General features: G+C 69.7%; 19 protein-coding genes and 1 pseudogene. 18 read left to right on the top strand and 2 right to left on the bottom strand.

The window, feature by feature from the left end:
- The 18 genes from dacB to AD72_RS19560 all read left to right on the top strand — a co-directional run.
- The coding region (gene dacB, locus AD72_RS19645) for a D-alanyl-D-alanine carboxypeptidase/D-alanyl-D-alanine endopeptidase (protein ID WP_031467990.1) at positions 1–1,244 on the top strand (1,244 nt) is incomplete at its 5' end.
- A gap of 38 nt (positions 1,245–1,282) precedes the next feature.
- On the top strand, positions 1,283–2,326 hold the full coding sequence (locus tag AD72_RS19640; protein ID WP_031467989.1) for a zinc-dependent metalloprotease: 1,044 nt from the start codon (positions 1,283–1,285) through the stop codon (positions 2,324–2,326).
- A complete protein-coding gene (tilS, locus tag AD72_RS19635; protein WP_051898792.1) occupies positions 2,319–3,287 on the top strand; it encodes a tRNA lysidine(34) synthetase TilS in 969 nt (322 codons plus the stop codon). Before AD72_RS19640 ends, tilS begins: the two co-directional genes overlap by 8 nt.
- A gap of 61 nt (positions 3,288–3,348) precedes the next feature.
- Positions 3,349–3,897, top strand: coding sequence for a hypoxanthine phosphoribosyltransferase (gene hpt, locus AD72_RS19630; protein WP_031467987.1), 549 nt, complete (start codon positions 3,349–3,351; stop codon positions 3,895–3,897).
- Positions 3,898–4,106: 209 nt separating this feature from the next.
- Positions 4,107–6,326: an ATP-dependent zinc metalloprotease FtsH gene (gene ftsH / locus AD72_RS19625; RefSeq protein WP_031467986.1), complete on the top strand. Its 2,220-nt coding sequence runs from the start codon at positions 4,107–4,109 to the stop codon at positions 6,324–6,326.
- Positions 6,323–6,898, top strand: coding sequence for a GTP cyclohydrolase I FolE (folE, locus tag AD72_RS19620; RefSeq protein WP_031467985.1), 576 nt, complete (start codon positions 6,323–6,325; stop codon positions 6,896–6,898). Before ftsH ends, folE begins: the two co-directional genes overlap by 4 nt.
- Before the next feature lie 5 nt (positions 6,899–6,903).
- Positions 6,904–7,731 carry a dihydropteroate synthase gene (gene folP, locus AD72_RS19615; protein ID WP_031467984.1) on the top strand — a complete coding sequence of 276 codons (828 nt, stop codon included), beginning with the start codon at positions 6,904–6,906 and terminating at the stop codon, positions 7,729–7,731.
- Positions 7,728–8,123, top strand: a complete 396-nt coding sequence (folB, locus tag AD72_RS19610) for a dihydroneopterin aldolase (RefSeq protein WP_031467983.1) — start codon at positions 7,728–7,730, stop codon at positions 8,121–8,123. Before folP ends, folB begins: the two co-directional genes overlap by 4 nt.
- Entirely contained in the window at positions 8,120–8,614 is a 495-nt protein-coding gene (folK, locus tag AD72_RS19605; RefSeq protein ID WP_031467982.1) for a 2-amino-4-hydroxy-6-hydroxymethyldihydropteridine diphosphokinase, read from the top strand. The genes folB and folK overlap by 4 nt, the downstream gene beginning before the upstream one ends.
- Positions 8,611–9,081, top strand: a complete 471-nt coding sequence (locus AD72_RS19600) for a DUF3180 domain-containing protein (protein ID WP_031467981.1) — start codon at positions 8,611–8,613, stop codon at positions 9,079–9,081. The genes folK and AD72_RS19600 overlap by 4 nt, the downstream gene beginning before the upstream one ends.
- A 50-nt stretch (positions 9,082–9,131) precedes the next feature.
- The gene (locus AD72_RS19595) at positions 9,132–10,829 is read left to right on the top strand and encodes a DUF6779 domain-containing protein (protein ID WP_037346507.1); all 1,698 of its coding nucleotides are present in this window, start codon (positions 9,132–9,134) and stop codon (positions 10,827–10,829) included.
- 57 nt (positions 10,830–10,886) lie between these two features.
- On the top strand, positions 10,887–12,026 hold the full coding sequence (locus AD72_RS19590; protein WP_231644898.1) for a PrsW family intramembrane metalloprotease: 1,140 nt from the start codon (positions 10,887–10,889) through the stop codon (positions 12,024–12,026).
- Complete coding sequence (locus AD72_RS19585; RefSeq protein WP_031467979.1) at positions 12,023–12,913, top strand: Rossmann-like and DUF2520 domain-containing protein; 891 nt, start codon at positions 12,023–12,025, stop codon at positions 12,911–12,913. Before AD72_RS19590 ends, AD72_RS19585 begins: the two co-directional genes overlap by 4 nt.
- Positions 12,906–13,772, top strand: coding sequence for a pantoate--beta-alanine ligase (panC, locus tag AD72_RS19580; RefSeq protein ID WP_031467978.1), 867 nt, complete (start codon positions 12,906–12,908; stop codon positions 13,770–13,772). Before AD72_RS19585 ends, panC begins: the two co-directional genes overlap by 8 nt.
- Before the next feature lie 94 nt (positions 13,773–13,866).
- On the top strand, positions 13,867–14,646 hold the full coding sequence (locus AD72_RS19575; RefSeq protein WP_031467977.1) for a type III pantothenate kinase: 780 nt from the start codon (positions 13,867–13,869) through the stop codon (positions 14,644–14,646).
- A gap of 60 nt (positions 14,647–14,706) precedes the next feature.
- The gene (gene lysS / locus AD72_RS19570) at positions 14,707–16,161 is read left to right on the top strand and encodes a lysine--tRNA ligase (RefSeq protein WP_051898791.1); all 1,455 of its coding nucleotides are present in this window, start codon (positions 14,707–14,709) and stop codon (positions 16,159–16,161) included.
- Between the two features lie 196 nt (positions 16,162–16,357).
- Positions 16,358–16,696, top strand: coding sequence for a histone-like nucleoid-structuring protein Lsr2 (locus AD72_RS19565; RefSeq protein ID WP_031467975.1), 339 nt, complete (start codon positions 16,358–16,360; stop codon positions 16,694–16,696).
- 381 nt (positions 16,697–17,077) lie between these two features.
- Positions 17,078–19,618: an ATP-dependent Clp protease ATP-binding subunit gene (locus tag AD72_RS19560; protein ID WP_031467974.1), complete on the top strand. Its 2,541-nt coding sequence runs from the start codon at positions 17,078–17,080 to the stop codon at positions 19,616–19,618.
- Positions 19,619–19,673: 55 nt separating this feature from the next.
- Here the strand turns inward: AD72_RS19560 and AD72_RS37960 are convergent, their stop codons facing one another.
- Together AD72_RS37960 and AD72_RS37955 are read right to left on the bottom strand one after the other, a co-directional pair.
- Positions 19,674–20,162 (bottom strand): LLM class flavin-dependent oxidoreductase, encoded by a 489-nt coding sequence (locus AD72_RS37960; RefSeq protein WP_255357168.1) that lies wholly within the window; start codon positions 20,160–20,162, stop codon positions 19,674–19,676.
- Between the two features lie 109 nt (positions 20,163–20,271).
- Positions 20,272–20,547: pseudogene (locus AD72_RS37955) on the bottom strand (LLM class flavin-dependent oxidoreductase); the annotation flags it as partial.
- Between the last annotated feature and the right edge of the window lie 14 nt (positions 20,548–20,561).

Below are 20,561 nucleotides of genomic sequence, written 5' to 3'. Positions count from 1 at the left end.
CCCGCGCCAATGCGATCGCGGTCCAGCGGCAGCTGCGCGGACTCTCGGGAGGCAAGTCGCCGAGCGCGCAGGCGGTGAACGCGGCGCTGGCCAAGGTGACCAGTAACCCGGCGCTGGCCAAGCTGACCGGGATGGTCGTGGATCCGCGCACCGGGGACACGCTGTGGCAGCAGGGGCCGGGAACGCCGAGCGCGCCGGGCTCCACCGAGAAGCTGCTGACCGCGGCGGCCGCGGTGCTGCAACTCGACCCGGACACCCGGTTCACCACGAAGGTGGTGCAGGGCAACGACCCCTCGACCGCGGTACTGGTCGGCGGCGGGGACCCCACGATCAACTCCTTGCCCGCGGGCAGGGACTCGGTGTACTGGAACGCGCCACGGCTTTCCGATCTGGTCGCCCAGGTGCGCAAGGCCAGCGGTGGGCGGATCAAGACGGTGCGCATCGACGAGAGCCGGTACACCGGGGACTCCGCGGCCAAGGGCTGGGACAAGGCCGACATCCAGGCGGGCAACTACACCCCGATCGTGCCCGCGATCCTGGACGGCGGGCGCACCGATCCGACCATGGCCGAGCAGACCCCGCGCACCCCGAACCCGGGCAAGGACCTGCTCGCCAAGTTCGCGGGCGGGATCGGGGCGAGCGCCGCGGGGGAGGGCAGCGCGCCGAAGAACGCGAAGGTGCTCGGCGAGATCCGCTCGGCCCCGCTCAAGGACCTCGTCGCGAACCTGCTGACCATCTCGGACAACGTGCTCGCCGAGACGGTCGGGCGCGAACTGGCCATCGCCACCGGGCACCCGCCGACGTTCGAGGGAGCGGTCGCCGCCGTGCGCCAGGTGCTCACCAGGAACGGGTTCGACATCAGCGGGATGAACACGGTCGACTGCAGCGGGCTCTCCACCCAGGACCGGGTTCCCGCCCAGCTGATCGCCTCGGTTCTCGGCGCGGCGACCGGAGAGGGCAGGCGGGCGGGCAAGCTGCGCCCGATCCTGGACGGACTGCCCATCGCGGGCGGCACCGGAACACTGCAGAACCGGTACCAGTCCGGTCCCTCGGAGCAGGGGCGCGGCTGGGTGCGCGCCAAGACCGGGACGCTGACCGCGGTCTCCGCGCTCGCCGGGTACGTGCAGACCAAGGACAACCAGGTGCTCGCCTTCTCCTTCATGTCGAACGGCGGCGACCTCGCCCAGCAGAAGCCCGCACTCGACGCGATCGCGGCCACCCTGCGGGACTGTGGCTGCGGGTAGCCTCGGCGCCACGGCCCCCGAACGGAGTGAGGAGCCCGATGGTGTCAACGAACTCACCTGTCGACTGGGAGCGTGCCTCGAGCGTCGGTAGCCGGCTCGCTCGCGGCGGGCCGGTGATCCCGCGCGCCGAGGCGGAAGCGGCGGTCGCCGAACTGCGCGCGGTCTCCCCGGTCGCCGAACAGCACGTGCGTGAGCTGACCGGGCTCGGCGAGGGGCTGCCACTGCTCGAGGCCGAGGTCGTGGACCGATCCGGCTGGGTGGTCTCGGCGATCTCCGGGCTGCGCTCGCTGACCGACGGCGTGATCAACGCCCAGGAGTCGCCGCTGCTTCCGGTGCTCGCCGGGACCTCGGGGGCGCAGGCGGGCGCGGTGCTCGCGCTGCTGTCCGGGCGGGTACTCGGCCAGTTCGACCCGTTCGCTCCCGGCGGGGGCAAGCTGCTGCTGGTGGCGCCGAACGTGGTCGCGGCCGAGCGGGCGATGGACGTGGATCCGAGCGATTTCCGGATGTGGGTGTGCCTGCACGAGAGCACCCATCGCCTGCAGTTCACCGCGGTGGACTGGCTGGCCGGGTACTTCTCCGAGCAGGTGCGCGGGCTCATCGGCGGGCTCGAGGAGACCGCGAACGCCGGACCGGGACGGTTGCTCGAGGTCGGCAGGGACGCGGTCGGCGCACTGCGCTCGGGAACCCTGCAGGGCGGCGCGATCGGCCTGTTCGAACTGCTCCAGACACCGGAACAGCGCGCCGTGCTGCACCGGCTGCTCGCCGTCTCCACGCTGTTGGAGGGGCACGCGGACTACGTGATGGACGCGGTCGGCCCCGCCGTGGTGCCCAGTGTGGAGCGGATCAGGAACCGGTTCACCGCGCGCCGTTCCGGGGGCGGGCTGTTCGACCGGGTGCTGCGGGCGGTGCTCGGTATCGACGCGAAACTGCGCCAGTACGCCGAAGGGGCCGCGTTCACCAGGGCGGTGATCGAGGAGGTCGGCATGGCCGGGTTCAACGCGGTGTGGACCAGCCCGGAGACCCTGCCGACGAGGGAGGAGATCGCCGACCCCGCCGCGTGGCGCAAGCGGGTCCATGGCTGAGCACGGCCCGGGACCGCTGAGCATCCGGGATCCGCGGGTGGCCGCGGTTCGTTCAGCTGTGCGCGAACATCTGGCGCTGCTCGAGGCACCGACAGTCACCGTCGCGCTCTCCGGCGGGCCCGACTCGCTCGCCCTGGCCGCGCTCGCGATCCCGCTGGCGCACCGCGGCGGGAAACGGGTGCGCTGCCTGACCGTGGACCACCGGTTGCAGGAGTGTTCCGCCGAGGTCGCGGCGGCCGCGGCGGATCAGGCACGGGAACTCGGCGCGGACGAGGCTCGGGTGCTCGAGGTGCGGGTCGGGGAGCGCGGCGGACCGGAGGCGGCGGCGCGGGACGCGCGGTATGCGGCACTGCGCGCGGCCGCCGGGGACGCTCCGCTGCTGCTCGGGCACACTCTCGACGACCAGGCCGAGACGGTGCTGCTCGGGCTCGCGCGCGGATCCGGCGCGCGCTCGATCGCCGGGATGGCCCCGTTCGACGGGCCACTGGTGCGCCCCCTGCTCGGCGTGCGCCGGACGGAAACCGAGGGCACCTGCACCGCGCTCGGGCTCGCGTTCTGGTCCGATCCGCACAACGCCGACCGGGCCTACACCAGGGCGCGGCTGCGCACCGAGGTCCTTCCGCTGCTCGAGGACGTGCTGCACGGCGGGGTCGCCGAGGCACTGGCCCGCACCGCGCGGCAGGTGCGCGAGGACTCCGCGGTGCTCGATGAGCTCGCCGCGAACGAACCCGCCAGCGGTGACCTCCCGGTCCGCGAACTGGCCGCGCTCGCCGGTCCGGTGCGCAGGCGGGTGTTGCGCCGCTGGCTGCTCGGCTCCGGGGCGCGTGAGCTCAGCGATGCGCACCTGCGCGCGGTCGAATCCCTGGTCACCGCGTGGCGCGGGCAGGGGCCGCACTGGCTGCCCGGCGGCGTAGCCGTGCGGCGGGAGCGGGATGCGCTGACCGTTCGGCAAGGCGGCTGACCCGGCTGTGGCAAGCTGGGCGAGCACAGCAGGGAGCCGGGAGAATCAGGGAGTCGTCCGGGTGTATGACGGCGATATCGCCTCGGTGTTGCTCTCCGAGCAGCAGCTCAGCGAGAAGATCGACGAACTAGCCAAGCTCATCGTCGCCGACCACGAGGAGGCGGCGGGCGACATCGTGCTCGTCGGGGTGCTCAAGGGCGCGGTCATGTTCATGACCGATCTCGCCCGCGCGCTCCCGGTCCCCGCGCAGCTCGAGTTCATGGCGGTGACCTCCTACGGAGCGGGCACCAGTTCCTCGGGCGTGGTGCGCATCCTCAAGGACCTGGACCGGGACATCGCGGGCCGGGATGTGCTCATCGTGGAGGACATCATCGACTCGGGGCTGACCCTGTCCTGGCTGGTCAAGAACCTCGCGCAGCGCAATCCGCGGTCCCTGCGGGTGTGCACGCTGCTGCGCAAGCCGGACGCGGTGCGAGTGGACGTGGAGGTGGACTACGTCGGGTTCGACATCCCGAACGAGTTCGTGGTCGGATACGGCCTGGATTTCGCCGAGCGCTACCGGGATCTGCCCTATATCGGCACCCTCGAGCCCCGCGTGTACTCCTCGTAATCAAAACCACATGTCCAGCACGGAACACCAGGGAGTCCCCGGCCGTTGACCAGCGTGAGCGAGCGGCCACCGCCGTGAGACGATGGTGGTTCGTGCAGAGCGGTACGCTTGGGGAACCGGGCATGTCAGGCACGAAGCCTGCCGGTTAACCAGCGACATCAACAGGCGGAACACAGGGAGGGTCGAGGCCGACCAGCGGCCGTAGTTTCATGGACCGTAAGCGCCTGCTTCGTAACCCACTTCTGTGGATATTGGCCTTCGTGATCCTGTACTTCGTATTCACCCAGCTCTTCGACGAGAACCGGGATTACGCACAGGTTCCGACCTCTCAGGCCATTGCCCAGGTCAACGCGGGCAACGTCAAAGATGCCACGATCGGGGACAAGGAACAGCAACTCAAGCTGGAACTGAAGAACCCGGTCAACGGCAGCCAGAAGGTCATCTCGTACTACCCGGCCGGTGCCTCCGACGACATCTTCGGCGCACTGCGCAACAAGAACGTCAAGTTCGACACCAAGGTCACCCAGGACTCCTTCTTCGGCCAGTTCCTGATGATCCTGATCCCCGTCGGCATCATGCTGCTGCTGTTCATGTGGGTCATGAACAACGCCCAGGGCGGCGGCAACCGGGTGATGAACTTCGGCAAGTCCAAGGCGAAACAGCTGTCCAAGGACATGCCGAAGAACACCTTCACCGATGTCGCGGGCGCGGACGAGGCCGTCGAGGAACTGCACGAGATCAAGGACTTCCTGCAGAATCCCGGCCGCTATCAGGCGCTCGGCGCGAAGATTCCCAAGGGCGTACTGCTCTACGGGCCGCCGGGGACCGGTAAGACGCTGCTGGCCCGCGCGGTCGCCGGTGAGGCCGGGGTGCCGTTCTACTCGATCTCCGGTTCGGACTTCGTGGAGATGTTCGTCGGTGTCGGCGCATCCCGGGTCCGCGACCTGTTCGAGCAGGCCAAGCAGAACGCGCCGTGCATCGTGTTCGTGGACGAGATCGACGCGGTCGGCCGTCAGCGCGGTGCCGGGCTCGGCGGCGGGCACGACGAGCGCGAGCAGACCCTCAACCAGCTGCTCGTGGAGATGGACGGGTTCGACACCAGGGGCGGGATCATCCTGATCGCGGCCACCAACCGGCCCGACATCCTGGACCCGGCGCTGTTGCGTCCCGGCCGCTTCGACCGTCAGATCCCGGTCACCGCACCGGACCTGGCCGGCCGCAAGCAGATCCTGCGGGTGCACGCCAAAGGCAAGCCGTTCGGCAAGGACGTGGACTTCGAGAGCCTCGCCAAGCGCACCATCGGGATGTCCGGTGCGGACCTGGCCAACGTGATCAACGAGGCGGCGCTGCTGACCGCGCGGGAGAACGGCAACGCGATCAACGGGGCCTCCCTCGAGGAGTCGGTCGACCGGGTGGTCGGCGGACCGCGGCGGAAGAGCAAGATCATCTCCGAGAAGGAGAAGAAGATCACCGCCTACCACGAGGGCGGGCACGCGCTCGCCGCGTGGGCGATGCCGGACATCGAACCGGTCTACAAGCTGACCATCGTGGCCCGCGGCCGGACCGGTGGGCACGCGCTCGCCGTCCCCGAGGACGACAAGGACCTCATGACCCGCTCGGAGATGATCGCGCGGCTGGTGTTCGCGCTCGGCGGGCGCGCATCGGAGGAACTGGTCTTCCACGAGCCGACCACCGGAGCCAGCTCGGACATCGATCAGGCCACCAAGATCGCCCGGTCCATGGTCACCGAGTACGGCATGAGCGGCCGCCTCGGCGCGGTCCGCTACGGGCAGGAACAGGGTGACCCGTTCCTCGGCCGGTCCATGGGCAACCAGAGCGACTACTCGCTCGAGGTGGCGCACGAGATCGACGAGGAGGTGCGCAAGCTCATCGAGGCCGCGCACACCGAGGCCTATCAGGTGCTCAACACCTACCGGGATGTGCTCGACGACCTCGTGCTCGAACTCCTGGACAAGGAGACGCTGCACCGCAAGGACCTGGAGCGGATCTTCGCCAGGGTGCAGAAGCGCCCGCGGATCACCGACTTCAACGACTTCGGCGACCGCATCCCCTCGGACAAGCCGCCGATCAAGACGCGCGTCGAGCTCGCCCGCGAGCGCGGCGAGTCGCTGCCCGCCGCCGCGGTCACCGACGAACAGCCGAGGACCCCGGCGCCCGCGGCTCCGGCCGAGCCGCAGCCCACCGGTGCCGAGCAGCAGCCCACCCCGAACGGCTACCAGCCGCAGCCGGGTGAGCAGCCGCGCCGCCACCGCGCGGGCCCGCCGTACTACGACGCGCCTCCCGGCTGGCAGCCCGCGACGCAGCCGCAGCGGGATCCGCAGCCGTGGACCCCGTCGTGGAACGGCGGGAACCAGGGCGCGGACTGGTCGAACAGGGACCCGGAGCAAAACGGTCGCGAGGGGACGTGACGAGGGAATTCGACGCCGAGCGCGCCGAGCGTGCGGTAGCCGAGCTGCTGCGCGCCTGCGGTGAGGATCCGGATCGGGACGGTCTCCGGGAGACCCCGGCCCGGGTCGCTCGCGCTTACCAGGAGATGTTCGCCGGGCTCTACCAGGACCCGGACGAGGTGCTGGACAAGACGTTCGACGAGAGCCACGAGGAGCTCGTGCTCGTCACCGACATCCCTGTCTACTCGCACTGCGAGCACCATCTGCTGCCGTTCCACGGGGTCGCGCACATCGGCTACATCCCGAACGCGCACGGGCAGGTGACCGGCCTGTCCAAGCTCGCGCGGCTGGTGGACCTGTACGCGCGCCGTCCGCAGGTGCAGGAGCGGCTCACCTCGCAGGTCGCGGATGCGCTCGTGCGCAGGCTCGACCCGCGCGGGGTGATCGTGGTGGTGGACGCCGAGCACCTGTGCATGTCGATGCGCGGGATCCGCAAGGCGGGCTCGCGCACCACGACCTCCGCGGTGCGCGGGATTCACAAGAGTTCGGCGACATCGAGGTCTGAGGCGCTCCAGCTGATCAGGAGCCGGTGACCGCGATGCTGGTACGCGAGGATCGGTGCGCCGTGGTCGGGGTCCTCAACGTCACCCCGGACTCGTTCTCCGATGGCGGGCGCTACCTGGACATCGCGGACGCCGTGGAACACGGCAAGCTGATGCGCGCCCAGGGGGCCGACCTCATCGACGTCGGCGGCGAGTCGACCCGGCCGGGTGCCGGGCGGGTCGCCGCGGATGTGGAGCGCGAGCGGGTGGTCCCTGTCATCGCCGCGCTCGCCGAAGCGGGCGTGCCGACCTCGGTGGACACCACGCGCGCCGCGGTCGCCGAAGCGGCCGTGGACGCGGGCGCCGGGGTGATCAACGACGTCTCGGGCGGGCTCGCCGATCCGGAGATGGGCAAGACGGCCGCCGCGGCCGGGGTGCCCTATGTGCTCATGCACTGGCGCGGGCACAGCGAGCGGATGATCGAGCTGGCGAACTACACCGACGTGGTGGCCGAGGTGTGCTCGGAACTGAGCGCGCGGATCGAGGCGGCGCTCACCGCCGGAGTGCGCAGCGAGGCCATCGTGCTCGATCCCGGGCTCGGGTTCGCCAAGCGCGCCGAACACGACTGGGCCCTGCTGCACGGCCTGGAGACGCTGTGCGCGCTCGGCTTCCCGGTGCTCGTCGGAGCCTCCCGCAAACGGTTCCTCGGCGCACTGCTCGCGGCGGACGGGACACCCCGGCCGCCTTCGGGACGCGAGGACGCCACCGCGGCCATCTCCACGCTCGCCGCGGCGCACGGCGCGGCCGCGGTCCGGGTACACGACGTGCAGCGCTCGGTCGACGCGGTGACCGTTGCCGCCGCCTGGCTGCGGGGGACACCGTGAGCGAGCTCGCGAGCGGACCATCGACCCCGGCCGGGCAGATCACACTGACCGGGCTCCGGGCGCGCGGCAATCACGGGGTGTTCGACCACGAACGCCGCGACGGCCAGGAATTCGGGGTGGACCTGCGGCTGTGGTTCGACATGACCGCGGCCGCCGCGAGCGATGAGCTGGCCGACACCATCGACTACGGCGCGGTCGCCGATCTCGTCGTCGCCCACATCACCGGCGAGCCGGTGAACCTGATCGAGAAGCTGGCCGCGCGGATCGCGGACGCGGTCCTCGGTCACGACGAGCGCCTGACCCGCTGCGAGATCACCGTGCACAAACCGAGCGCCCCGATCCCGCACGAGTTCGCCGATGTCGCCGTCACCGTTTCCCGGAGCCGGGTATGACGCGTGCGGTGCTCTCCATCGGCTCCAACCTGGGGGACCGGCTGGCCAACCTGCGCCTGGTGACCGCGCGGCTCGGTACCCGGCTGCGAGCCAGCTCCGGGGTGTTCGAGACCGCGCCCTGGGGCGTGACCGATCAGCCCGCCTTCCTCAACGCCGTGCTGATCACCGAGGACGAGACCGCGTCGGCGCGCGACTGGCTGGAGTTCGGCCGGGAATGCGAGGCCGAGGCACAGCGGGTGCGCCAGCGCCGGTGGGGACCGCGGTCCCTCGACGTGGATGTGATCACCGTGGACGAGCAGCGCAGCGCCGATCCCGAGCTCACCCTTCCGCATCCGCGGGCCCAGCTGCGCGGTTTCGTGCTGCTGCCCTGGCTCGCCGCCGATCCGGAGGCGAACCTGCCGGGGCACGGCCCGGTCGCCGAGCTCGCCGACGCTCTTGCCGAGACCGAGCGCTCCGGGGTGCTCGCCCGTGCTGATCTGGAGCTGCCGTGAAACCCACGCGGATCCGGGACCTCGTCATCGTCGCGGTGATCGTGCTCGTCCTCGTGCACCTGCTCGTGCGGTTCAACTACGACTCGCTGCCCCAGATGCCGATCATCGCGGGCCTGGTGCTGCTCGCGATCGCGATCATCGACGCGCTGCTGGCCATCGCGTTCCGGCCGCGGTTCGAACGGCGTAAGGGCACCACCCCGGTGGCCGCGGTGACCGCGCTGCGCGTGCTCGCCGTCGCGAAGGCCTCGGCGATCCTCGGCGCGCTCATGCTGGGTGCCTGGGCCGGGCTGCTCGCCTATCTGCTCCCGCGCGAGGGGCGCTCCGAGGTGATCGCGCACGACGTCACATCCAGCATCGTGGGCGGCCTGTGCGCGGTGGCGCTCGCCGCTGCCGGGCTGTGGCTCGAGCACTGCTGCCGCGTCCCGAAGGGGCCCGATGACGACGCGGACCAAGATCAAAAACGCTAGTCAGGGCAAGGGGACTTGGTTCTCGATAACGAACAGGTATCGTAGGGGACATGCCCGATGACGAAGACTTCGCGCCCGCCGAGGAGGGTGCGCAGGACCGAGCGAAGCGACTGCCCCAGGTCACGCTCGTCCGGGTGCTCGTCGTCGTCGGCCTGGTGCTCGCGGTCGGGGCGACGCTGGCCCTCGTCCTCGCGAACAGCCTCGACCTGCTGCGGTTCGGCCTGATCGCCGCACTGTGGGCCGCGCTCGCCGGTGCCTATGTGACCGCCCGCTACCGCAGGGACGCCACCGTGCGCTCCGCCGAGATCGAAACTCTGCACACCGCCTACGAACTCGAACTCGAGCGGGAGATCACCGCCCACCGCGAGCGCGAACAGCAGATCGAGGCCGAGGCCAAGGAGCGGGCGGAAGCGGCGTCCACCGAGCAGATCGCCGCACTGCGCGCGGAACTGCGCACGCTGCGGGAACACCTGGAGACCCTGCTCGGCGGCGAGGTACTCGTGGAACGGGTCGCCCTGCACGCCGAATCGACCAGGATGCTCGGGCTCGGGGACAGCACCCGCAACCAGGAGGACCAGCTCAACCAGCAGCTCGGCTCGGCCGGTCGTGCGGCGCCCGCCCGAAGACCAGCCAACCTCGCGGCCAGCGAACAGACGATGCGCCACGACCCGGTCAGCGGTCCCGATCCGGTGGTGAACGGCTCGGCTGCCAGCGCCGCCTCCGGGAACGGCCAGTCCGCCGGCACCCCGGCGGCGAACACCCCGCCGCCGAACCAGCGCCCCGCCGAGCGCCGCGCGCCGCGCACCGAACAGCCCGCCTCGGCGATGTGGCCCTCGCTGCCGCGAACCAGCCAGCCCGGTCAGGCGAATCAGCCCGGTCAGCCCAGCCAGCCCGGTCAGCAGCCCCCGGCGGCGCAGCAGCGTCCCGCCGAGCAGCCGGTGGCCAAACCCGCCGAACCCCAGCGGCAGCCGGAGCCGCAGCGTCAGGCGGAACCTCAGCGGCAGCCGGAACCTCAGCGTCAGGAGCCGAGGCAGGCTCCCAGGCAGTACGGCGTCAACGGCAACGGTCACGTGCCCACGATCGATCCCAGCTGGACCCCGTCCTGGGAAGCGGCCGAATCCGCCAACCGGGCGGGGCACCGGCAGGACCGCGAGGCCAGGCAGCCCGCCGCCACCGACTGGGCCAACTCCTGGCAGCCCGATCTGTCCGGTATCGCGGGCGGTAACGGCTCCAACGGGCACGGCTCCAACGGGCAGGGCGGCAACGGTTCGAACGGGCACCCGGGCGGTATCCAGAACGGTGCTGCCTCGAACGGTGCCGCATCGAATGGTGCTGCCCCGAACGGTGCCGGGCCGAACGCGGCAGCGCAGCACGGCGCCGCCCCGAGCAGCGCCGCCCCGGGCAGTGCGGTGCCGAGCGGTCCCGCCCCGGGCGGTGACCAGGACAGCGCCGAGAATCCTCAGCCTGCCGAGACCGGGGGCCGTCGTCGTCGCCCGGACGGGGTGAGCTTCACCGAATCCTTCGGCGGCCTGCCGCGCCCCGAACAGTCGAGCGGACGGCACGGGGTTCCGGCCGCACAAGGCGGTGGCCACGCCAAACCGGAACCCGAACCGGTGCCCGAGCCCGAACCGGAACCCGAGCAGGAACCGGGCGCGCACGGTGCGGGTGTCGCGGTCTCCGATCTGCTCGCCGCGCACGGGCGCAAGGACCCCGGATCGACCGGGCGCCGCCGCAGGCGCGAGGACTAGGAGCACCCGGTACGGGGGTGAACGGCCCGCCGCTGGGCTATCGGTAGGTTTCCAGTAGTGAGCCAAGCCTCGTACTTCCGCAGGCGCACCACGACCGTGCTCACCGTCGTGTTCGTGTTGTGCGTCGTCGCCGCCCTCGCCCTGGTCCTGCTCGCCGTGCTCGGCGACGACGGCGGACTGCCCGCAGGGGCCGCGCTCGCCCTCATTCCGGTCGGACCGGTCGTCGGGGTGTTCCTGTGGCTGGACCGCTGGGAAGCCGAACCGCCGAAGCTGCTGCTCGCCGCATTCGGCTGGGGAGCAAGTGTGGCCGCGCTCACCGCACTGGCCATCAACAGCACGGCCGACTACCTGGTCAGCGGGGGAACCGGGGACGCACCGGTCACCGCGCTGGTGTCCGCACCGCTGGTGGAGGAGGCGGTCAAGGGCGCGTTCGTGCTCGGTATCTGGCTGTTCCTGCGCGCCGAGTTCGACGGCGTGATCGACGGCGTGGTGTACGCGGGCATCACCGCGGCCGGATTCGCCTTCACCGAGAACATCACGTACTTCGGGCGCGCTTTCGACGCCGCGGGACTCTCCGGGGAACACGGGGCGCTCGTGGAGACCTTCATCGTGCGCGGGGTGTTCTCCCCGTTCGCGCATCCGTTGTTCACCGTGATGACCGGGATCGGCATCGGGATCGCCGCGGCGAGCAGGCGAAAGCACCGCTGGCTCGCCCCGATCCTCGGCTACGCGCTCGCGGTCGGGCTGCACGCGGCGTGGAACGCGAGCGCCACCTTCGGCGGGATGCGCGGCTTCGTGTGGTTGTACCTGCTGGTGATGGTGCCGGTCGGGATCGGGGTGATCGTGTTCCTCGGCTGGCAGCGCCGCCGCGAGCAGCAGGCCATCAGCTCCGCGCTGCCGTGGATGAGCGAGGCGGGCTGGATCGCGCCGAGCGAGGTCGAACTGCTCGCCAGCCTGCGCGGGCGCAAACAGTGGCGCAAGACCGTGGGCGCGCGGCACGGCAGGCAGGCCGCGAACGCGGTACGCCAATACCAGGCCGCGGTCACCGAACTGGCCTTTCTGCGCCGTTCGATGGGCCGCGGGCTCCCCGAATGGCAGGTGCGGCAGCGCACCGGAGAACTGCTGGCCCAACTCGACGCGGCCGCCGCGCGGGTGCGGGCGTTGGCTACTGTTGCGCCGAGGAGGTACGAACCATGAGCAGGCCAGCGCGCCTCGCGATCGGCATCGTCTCGGCGGGCCGGGTCGGTGCGGTACTCGGTGCCGCGCTGCACACCGCGGGCCACACGATCACCGCGGTCTCCGGGGTGTCCGCGGCCTCGCTCGAACGCGCCGAGCAGCTGCTGCCCGGGGTTCCGGTGGAACCACCGGACCGGACCGCGGCGGCCGCCGATCTCGTGCTGCTCGCCATCCCGGACGATGCGCTCGCCGGTACCGTGCGCGGGCTGGTCGCCGCCGGAGCGCTGCGGTCCGGTCAGATCGTCGTGCACACCTCAGGGGCGCACGGCATCGAGGTGCTCCGCCCCGCCGAGGAACTGGGTGCGCTCACCCTCGCGCTGCACCCGGTGCTCACCTTCACCGGGCGCGCCGAGGACACCGAACGGCTCACCTCCTGCTGCTTCGGGGTCACCGCGCGGGACGGGGACGAGGGCGCCTGGCATGTGGCCGAGGCACTCGTCATGGAGATGGGCGCCGAACCGGTGCGCATCCCGGAGACCGCGCGCGCCCTGTACCACGCCGCGCTCACCCACGGAGCCAACCACCTGATGACCCTGGTCGCCGAGGCCACCGAGCTGCTGCGCTCGGCATCGGCCGAGGTGCCCCAGCGGCTGCTCGCCCCGCTGCTGTCCGCCTCCCTGGACAATGCCCTGCGGTTCGGGGACCGTGCGCTGACCGGGCCGGTCGCGCGCGGGGACGCCGAGACGGTGCGGGCCCACCTGCGGGAGCTCGGCGAACACGCCCCGGACTCCGTCGCCGCCTACCGCGAGCTGGCCAGGCGCACCGCCGCGCGGGCGAAGGGCGCCGGGCTGCTCGGCGCGACGGGGGAACAGGACGTTCTGGACGCACTCGAAGGGCCTCATGACTGAACCAACCGCACCGACCGTGTACCGGAACCCGGCCGAGCTGGCGAAGCTGATGCGGGCGCTGCGCGGCACCGGGCGCCGGATCGCGCTCGTGCCGACCATGGGCGCGCTGCACACCGGGCACGCCGAGCTGATCGCACGGGCCCGGCGGGTACCGGGAACGACCGTTGTCGTCTCGATTTTCGTGAATCCGCTGCAGTTCGGCCCGGACGAGGATTTCGATCGCTATCCACGCGCATTCGACTCCGATGTGGCGACCTGTGCGAGCGCCGGGGCGGAATTCGTATTCGCGCCCCCGGTCGAGCAGATGTATCCCGAAGGCGGGAATCAGGTCACCGTGCAGCCCGGACCGCTCGGCGCGGAACTGGAGGGCGCGCACCGGGAAGGGCATTTCGCCGGGATGCTCACCGTGGTGGCGAAACTGTTCAACATCGTGCGCCCCGATTACGCGTATTTCGGCGAGAAGGACTATCAGCAGCTCGTCCTGGTGAAGCGGATGGCCGCGGAACTCAACATGGGCGTCGACGTGATCGGTATTCCCACCGTTCGTGAGGCCGACGGGCTGGCGATTTCCTCGAGGAACGTCTACCTCTCCGCGCAGGAGCGGGAATCGGCGCTGGCGATCTCGGCCGCGCTCACCGCGGCCAGGACCGCGGCACGCCAGGACGGTGCCGCCGCGCTGGCCGCCGCACACGAGGTACTCGCCGCCCGGCCCGAGGTGGAACCCGACTACGTCGAGCTGCGCGCACTGGATCTGGGCCCGGCGCCGGTTTCCGGGCAGGCGCGGATGCTGATCGCCGCGAAGCTCGGCAAGACGAGGCTGATCGACAACTCCGGGCTCACCATCGGCGCGAGCGAGTAGGGCCGAGCCGTTGTCACCTGCGAGAGTGACGATGGAGTGAGCATCGTAGTGAGCCCTGGCGAGCGAGGAGCGGAGCGGATGAGGAGCCGAGCCATTGTTACTGTGCATCGACGTCGGGAACACGAACACCGCGCTCGGGCTCTACCCGGATGAGCCGGGTAGGGGGCCGGAGCTGACCCGGCTCTGGCGGATGCGCACGGTGCCGGCGATCACCGCCGATGAACTGGCGCTGCAGCTGCGCGGGCTGCTCGGGGAGTACGCGGACCGGATCACCGGGGTCGCCGCGCTGTCCACGGTGCCGACCGTGCGGCACGAACTGCGCGAAATGCTTTCCGGCTATTACGCGAGCCTGCCGACCGTGCTGGTCGAACCGGGGGTGCGCACCGGGGTGGCGCTGCACGTGGACAGTCCGCGCGAACTCGGGGCCGACCGGCTGGTCAACACCCTCGCCGCGCGAGAACTGTTCGGCACCGCCTGCATCGTGGTGGATTTCGGCACCTCGACCAATATCGATGTCATCTCGGCTGATGGGAAATTCCTCGGCGGGGCGATCGCATCCGGAGTGACGATTTCCCTGGACGCTCTCGCCATGCGCACCGCGACCCTGCACAAGGTGGAACTGGTCCGCCCGCGCGCGGTGATCGGACGCAATACCGTGGAATGCCTGCAGTCCGGAATGCTGTACGGATTCGCCGGTCAGGTGGACGGAATCGTCGGGCGGATCAAAACGGAACTCGGGCTCGACGAGGTGACCGTGGTCGCCACCGGAGGACTGGCCGGACTGCTCGTCGGGGAAACCGCGGTGATCGACAGGCACGTCCCCGAGCTCACCCTCTACGGATTGCGGCTGGTGTTCGAACGTAATCGGGGCTGATCTACCCTGGCCACCGTGACAGCGCAATCCGGTGAACCCAGTGAAGACCTTCCGGAGCAGATGCGGATCCGGAGGGAGAAGCGTGAGCGAATGCTCGCTCGCGGTGTCGACCCCTATCCAGTCGAGGTCGAGCGTACCCATTCCCTTCGTCAGCTGCGGGAAAAGTACGCGGATCTGGAAACCGACACGCGAAGCGGCGAGTCGGTCGGCATCACCGGCCGGGTGCGTTTCATCCGTAATACCGGCAAGCTCTGCTTCGCCAAGCTGGTCGAGGGTGACGGGACCGAAATACAGGCCATGCTCTCGCTCGCGGAAATCGGCGAGGAATCGCTCGCGGAATGGAAGGCCGAGGTCGATCTCGGTGACCACGTGTTCGTGCACGGCGAGGTGATCACCTCGAAACGCGGTGAGCTTTCCGTGCTCGCAGACGGTTGGCGGATCACCTCGAAGGCACTGCGCCCGCTTCCGGTCGCGCACAAGGACCTCGCCGAGGAGACCCGCATCCGCCAGCGGTACGTGGATCTCATCCTGCGCCCGCAGGCCAGGGACACGGTGCGGAACCGGGCGGCCGTGGTGCGCTCGCTGCGGGACACCTTCGAGGAGCACGGTTACATCGAGGTGGAAACCCCGATGCTGCAGGCACTGCAGGGCGGGGCGAGTGCCCGGCCGTTCGTGACCCATTCGAATGCCTTCGATATGGAGCTGTTCCTGCGGATCGCTCCCGAGCTCTATCTGAAACGCTGCGTGGTCGGCGGAATCGAGCGGGTATTCGAGATCAACCGGAACTTCCGTAATGAGGGCAGCGACTCCTCGCATCAGCCGGAGTTCGCGATGCTCGAGTTCTACCAGGCCTACGCCACCTACGACACGATGGCGGACCTCACCGGGGAACTGATCCGCCGCGCCGCCGAGCGGGTATTCGGCACGCTCACCGTGACCCTGGCGGACGGGACGGAATACGATCTGTCCGGCCAGTGGGCGAACCTGCGCATGTACGATTCGCTTTCCGAGGCGCTCGGCACCGAAATCACCCCGGACACCCCGGCGGCGAAGCTGCGCGAGTTCGCCGATTCCGCGGGACTGGAGTTCCCGGCGCATTACGGGCACGGCAAACTGGTCGAGGAGTTGTGGGAGCACCACGTCGGCGACCATTTGCACGAGCCCACATTCGTGCGGGATATGCCCGCGGAGACCTCCCCGCTGACCCGTCAGCACCGCGAGGATCCCCGGCTGGCCGAGAAATGGGACCTGTACATGCGCGGTGTGGAGATTGCGACCGGGTACTCCGAACTGGTCGATCCGGTCATCGAACGGGAACGCTTCGAAGCGCAGCGGTTGCTCGCCGCACAGGGCGACGACGAAGCGATGCCCCTCGATGAGGACTTCCTGCGTGCACTCGAATACGGAATGCCCCCTTCAGGTGGTGTCGGAATGGGTATCGACAGGTTGCTGATGGCGCTTACCGGTCTCGGTATCCGGGAGACCATCCTGTTTCCGCAGGTCCGGCCCGAATAATCGGTGCCGCTCGGCGCTGTTTCGCGGATTACCGTTATGCCTGCGCCAATGGTGCGGGCCCGGTGAAATCCGACCTCGATAGCCATCCGGCGGCGTTTTGGGTTAGCATTTCTCCAAACAAACATTTATATTGCGTTGCGAGAGCAGGGGAACGTGGACCCGGCCGCCCTATTCGTTGCTTATAGGAGGTATTGGTATGGCGCAGCAGGTTACTTACAGCCTGGTTGACGATCTGGATGGTTCCGATGCCGACCAGACCGTGGAGTTCGGTTTGGACGGTGCGATCTACGAGATCGACCTTTCCGACGAAAATGCGGATCGTCTTCGCGAAACGCTCGCCGATTTCATCGAATCCGCCCGGCGTTCCGGTGGCCGCGCGCGCCGTGGCCGCGCGGGCAGCGGCGCCAAGGCCAACAAGGTCGCGGCGGATCGCGAACAGAACCAGGCCATCCGGGATTGGGCCCGGAAGAACGGCTTCCAGGTCTCCGAGCGCGGCCGTATCCCGGCCGAGGTGCTCGAGGCTTACCACGGCTGACACCGCTGGAGGCAGGGCCGCCGTCCGGGCGTCCGGAGGGCGGCCCTCGTCATGTCCTGGGCAGGCCGTCTCCGGGGGCGCGTGGCCTCCTCCGCGGCGACCGTGCGGTCTCGTGCGGGCGGTTCCGAAGGGCGTGTTCACCCAAAGCGGAACCGGGGCCTCAATGGAATGATGCCCTGTTTTCCCACGTTGTTCGGTGTGTAAGCATGTAATCATCCGGGACCGGCCGCGGTCGGCGGGTCGCCGGGTGACAACCGGAGGTCGCCGGGCACACGCACGGTGGCCGATGCCTACTACAGTGGTTGGCACGGCGGGTGTGTAGTCGCGCGACTAGATGCCAACCCCACGTAACGCAGCCTGGCACGCTCGTAGGGAGTGCGAATGTTCGAGAGGTTTACCGACCGCGCACGGCGGGTGGTTGTGCTGGCCCAGGAAGAGGCCAGGATGCTCAACCACAACTACATCGGTACCGAGCACATCCTCCTCGGTCTGATCCACGAGGGTGAGGGCGTCGCCGCGAAGGCGCTCGAGTCCCTCGGTATCGCGCTCGAGGGCGTGCGGCAGCAGGTGGAGGAGATCATCGGTCAGGGCCAGCAGGCCCCGAGTGGTCACATTCCGTTCACGCCGCGCGCGAAGAAGGTGCTCGAGCTGTCGCTGCGCGAGGCGCTGCAGCTCGGCCACAACTACATCGGTACCGAGCACATTCTGCTCGGTCTGATCCGCGAGGGAGAGGGCGTCGCGGCGCAGGTGCTGGTCAAGCTGGGCGCCGACCTGAACCGGGTGCGCCAGCAGGTGCTGCAGCTGCTGTCCGGTTACCAGGGCAAGGAGCCCGCGGAGGCTGGTGCACGGGGGGAAGGGACACCGTCTTCGTCCCTCGTCCTCGACCAGTTCGGCAGGAACCTGACGGCGAGCGCCCGTGAGGCCAAGCTCGATCCGGTGATCGGCCGGACCAAGGAGATCGAGCGGGTCATGCAGGTGCTGTCCCGGCGCACCAAGAACAACCCGGTGCTGATCGGGGAGCCCGGCGTCGGTAAGACCGCCGTGGTCGAGGGGCTGGCCCAGGCGATCGTCAAGGGCGAGGTCCCGGAGACGCTCAAGGACAAGCAGCTCTACACGCTGGACCTCGGCTCGCTGGTCGCGGGCTCGCGCTACCGCGGTGACTTCGAAGAGCGGCTGAAGAAGGTGCTCAAGGAGATCAAGACCCGCGGCGACATCATCCTGTTCATCGACGAGCTGCACACGCTGGTCGGAGCGGGCGCCGCCGAGGGCGCGATCGACGCGGCGAGCATCCTCAAGCCGATGCTGGCCCGCGGTGAGCTGCAGACCATCGGGGCGACCACCCTCGAGGAGTACCGCAAGTACGTCGAGAAGGACGCCGCGCTCGAGCGCCGGTTCCAGCCGATCCAGGTCGGCGAGCCCTCGCTGGAGCACACCATCGAGATCCTCAAGGGGCTGCGCGACCGGTACGAGGCGCACCACCGGGTCACGATCACGGACTCGGCGCTGGTGGCCGCGTCCACGCTGGCGGACCGCTACATCAACGACCGCTACCTGCCGGACAAGGCGATCGACCTGATTGACGAGGCGGGCGCGCGGATGCGGATCCGCAGGATGACCGCGCCGCCGGACCTGCGCGACTTCGACGAGAAGATCGCCGACACCCGCAGGGACAAGGAGTCCGCGATCGATGCGCAGGACTTCGAGCGGGCCGCGCGGCTGCGCGACGAGGAGAAGAAACTCCTCGGGCAGAAGGCCGAGCGGGAGAAGCAGTGGAAGGACGGTGACCTGGACGTCGTCGCCGAGGTGGACGACGAGCAGATCGCCGAGGTGCTCGGCAGCTGGACCGGTATCCCGGTGTTCCGCCTCACCGAGGAGGAGACCACCAAGCTGATGCGCATGGAGACCGAGCTGCACAAGCGCATCATCGGCCAGGAGGACGCGGTCAAGGCGGTGTCCCAGGCGATCCGGCGCACCCGTGCCGGGCTGAAGGACCCGAAGCGGCCGTCCGGTTCGTTCATCTTCGCCGGTCCGTCCGGTGTCGGGAAGACCGAGCTGTCCAAGGCGCTGGCGAACTTCCTGTTCGGCGAGGACGACGCGCTCATCCAGATCGACATGGGCGAGTTCCACGACCGCTACACGGCCTCCCGGCTGTTCGGCGCGCCTCCCGGGTACGTCGGCTACGAGGAGGGCGGCCAGCTCACCGAGAAGGTCCGCCGCAAGCCGTTCTCCGTGGTGCTCTTCGACGAGATCGAGAAGGCCCACCAGGAGATCTACAACACCCTGCTGCAGGTGCTCGAGGACGGGCGGCTCACCGACGGTCAGGGCCGCACGGTCGACTTCAAGAACACGGTGCTGATCTTCACCTCCAACTTGGGGACATCCGATATTTCCAAGGCGGTCGGGCTTGGGTTCTCCGGTGGCAAGTCCGAGGGCTCGAACTACGAGCGGATGAAGCAGAAGGTCAACGACGAGCTGAAGAAGCACTTCCGCCCGGAGTTCCTCAACCGTATCGACGACACCATCGTGTTCGACCAGCTCACGCAGCAGCAGATCGTCGAGATGGTGGACCTGCTCATCACCCGCGTCGGGGAACAGCTCAAGGCCAAGGACATGTCCCTCGAACTGTCCGACAAGGCCAAGCGGCTGCTCGCCAAGCGGGGCTTCGACCCGGTGCTGGGTGCCCGGCCGCTGCGCCGCACCATCCAGCGCGAGATCGAGGACCAGCTCTCCGAGCAGATCCTGTCCGGGAACGTGCAGCCCGGCCAGGTCGTGCAGGCCGATGTCGAGGGCTGGGACGACGAGAGCGAGGAGACCACGGACGCCAAGTTCGTGTTCACCACGCGGCTCGCGGAGATCAAGGTCCCGGACACCCCGGTCGAGATCGGCGCGGGTGGCACGGACGTTGCCTCCGGCGGCGCCTAGCAGCCACAGCAGTCGAGAACGGCCCGGTCACCACGGTGACCGGGCCGTTCTCGTGTCACCGGAGCAGTTCCCGCACCCGCGCGAGCAGTTCGCAGCTGCGCCGCCACGGGGTGCTCGAGACGAACGCGAACAGGTCCGCGCCCGCCTCGATGAGCGCCGCGATCTGCTCTGCCGCCTGTTCGGGGCCACCGACCAGCAGCACCGCTCGCGCGTCGGCGGGATCCATGCCGTAGGTCGCGGCGAGCCGTGCGGCGAGCCGTTCCCGGTCCTGCGTCCTCGCCCGGTCGAGCAGGCCGCCGTGCAGCACGAGGCCGACGCGGGGCCGTGGCCGCTCGTACTCCCGCGCGAACTCGCCGAGCCGGTCCACCGACTCACGCAGCCGCCGCGGAGTGGCGAAGGCGCCCAGCCAGCCCTCGCCGAACCGGGCGGCCCTGCGCAGTGATGCCTCGGCGGTGCCGCCGATCCACACCGGGGGCTTCGGTACGGCAGGGGCGAGGGTGACGGTGCCGAGACTGTCCAGCTCGGTCGGTTCGGCCGCGAGCAGCCGATCCAGCTTGCCCAGGAAGGTGTCCGTGCGGGCGGCCCTTTCCCGCCCACGGCACCCCGGCGGCGTCCCATTCGCTCGGTCCGGTGCCGATCCGCCCGCCGAGCCCGACTCCGAGACGGAACCGGTCGGGGATCAGGTGCGCGAGGGTGCCGATATGCTTGGCCGCCCACACCGGCTGGCGCAGCGCGGGCAGGTAGACACCGAGGACGACGCCGATCCGCTCGGTCACGGCGGCCGCGGTCGCCAGGGTGATCGGGGCATCGAGCACGGCCGAGCCCGTCATCAGGTGGTCGCCGGACCACAGTGAATCGAGCCCGAGCGTTTCCGCCATCCGCGCCGCATCGGGTATCCGCACGCCGGTCTCCGGATGGGGAAGGAGCATGCCGAGGTCGAGGG

It is taken from the genome of Sciscionella sediminilitoris (genome assembly GCF_000737195.2).
GTDB lineage: Bacteria > Actinomycetota > Actinomycetes > Mycobacteriales > Pseudonocardiaceae > Sciscionella > Sciscionella sediminilitoris.
This window is presented reverse-complemented; position numbering and strand designations above follow the sequence as displayed.

Excerpts from the sequence above, each read along its gene's own strand:
- AD72_RS19640 (WP_031467989.1), top strand. The coding sequence starts at position 1,283 with ATGGTGTCAACGAACTCACCTGTCGACTGGGAGCGTGCCTCGAGCGTC.
- tilS (WP_051898792.1), top strand. The coding sequence starts at position 2,319 with ATGGCTGAGCACGGCCCGGGACCGCTGAGCATCCGGGATCCGCGGGTG.
- ftsH (WP_031467986.1), top strand. The coding sequence starts at position 4,107 with ATGGACCGTAAGCGCCTGCTTCGTAACCCACTTCTGTGGATATTGGCC.
- folP (WP_031467984.1), top strand. The coding sequence starts at position 6,904 with ATGCTGGTACGCGAGGATCGGTGCGCCGTGGTCGGGGTCCTCAACGTC.
- folK (WP_031467982.1), top strand. The coding sequence starts at position 8,120 with ATGACGCGTGCGGTGCTCTCCATCGGCTCCAACCTGGGGGACCGGCTG.
- AD72_RS19595 (WP_037346507.1), top strand. The coding sequence starts at position 9,132 with ATGCCCGATGACGAAGACTTCGCGCCCGCCGAGGAGGGTGCGCAGGAC.
- AD72_RS19585 (WP_031467979.1), top strand. The coding sequence starts at position 12,023 with ATGAGCAGGCCAGCGCGCCTCGCGATCGGCATCGTCTCGGCGGGCCGG.
- panC (WP_031467978.1), top strand. The coding sequence starts at position 12,906 with ATGACTGAACCAACCGCACCGACCGTGTACCGGAACCCGGCCGAGCTG.
- lysS (WP_051898791.1), top strand. The coding sequence starts at position 14,707 with ATGCGGATCCGGAGGGAGAAGCGTGAGCGAATGCTCGCTCGCGGTGTC.
- AD72_RS19565 (WP_031467975.1), top strand. The coding sequence starts at position 16,358 with ATGGCGCAGCAGGTTACTTACAGCCTGGTTGACGATCTGGATGGTTCC.
- AD72_RS19560 (WP_031467974.1), top strand. The coding sequence starts at position 17,078 with ATGTTCGAGAGGTTTACCGACCGCGCACGGCGGGTGGTTGTGCTGGCC.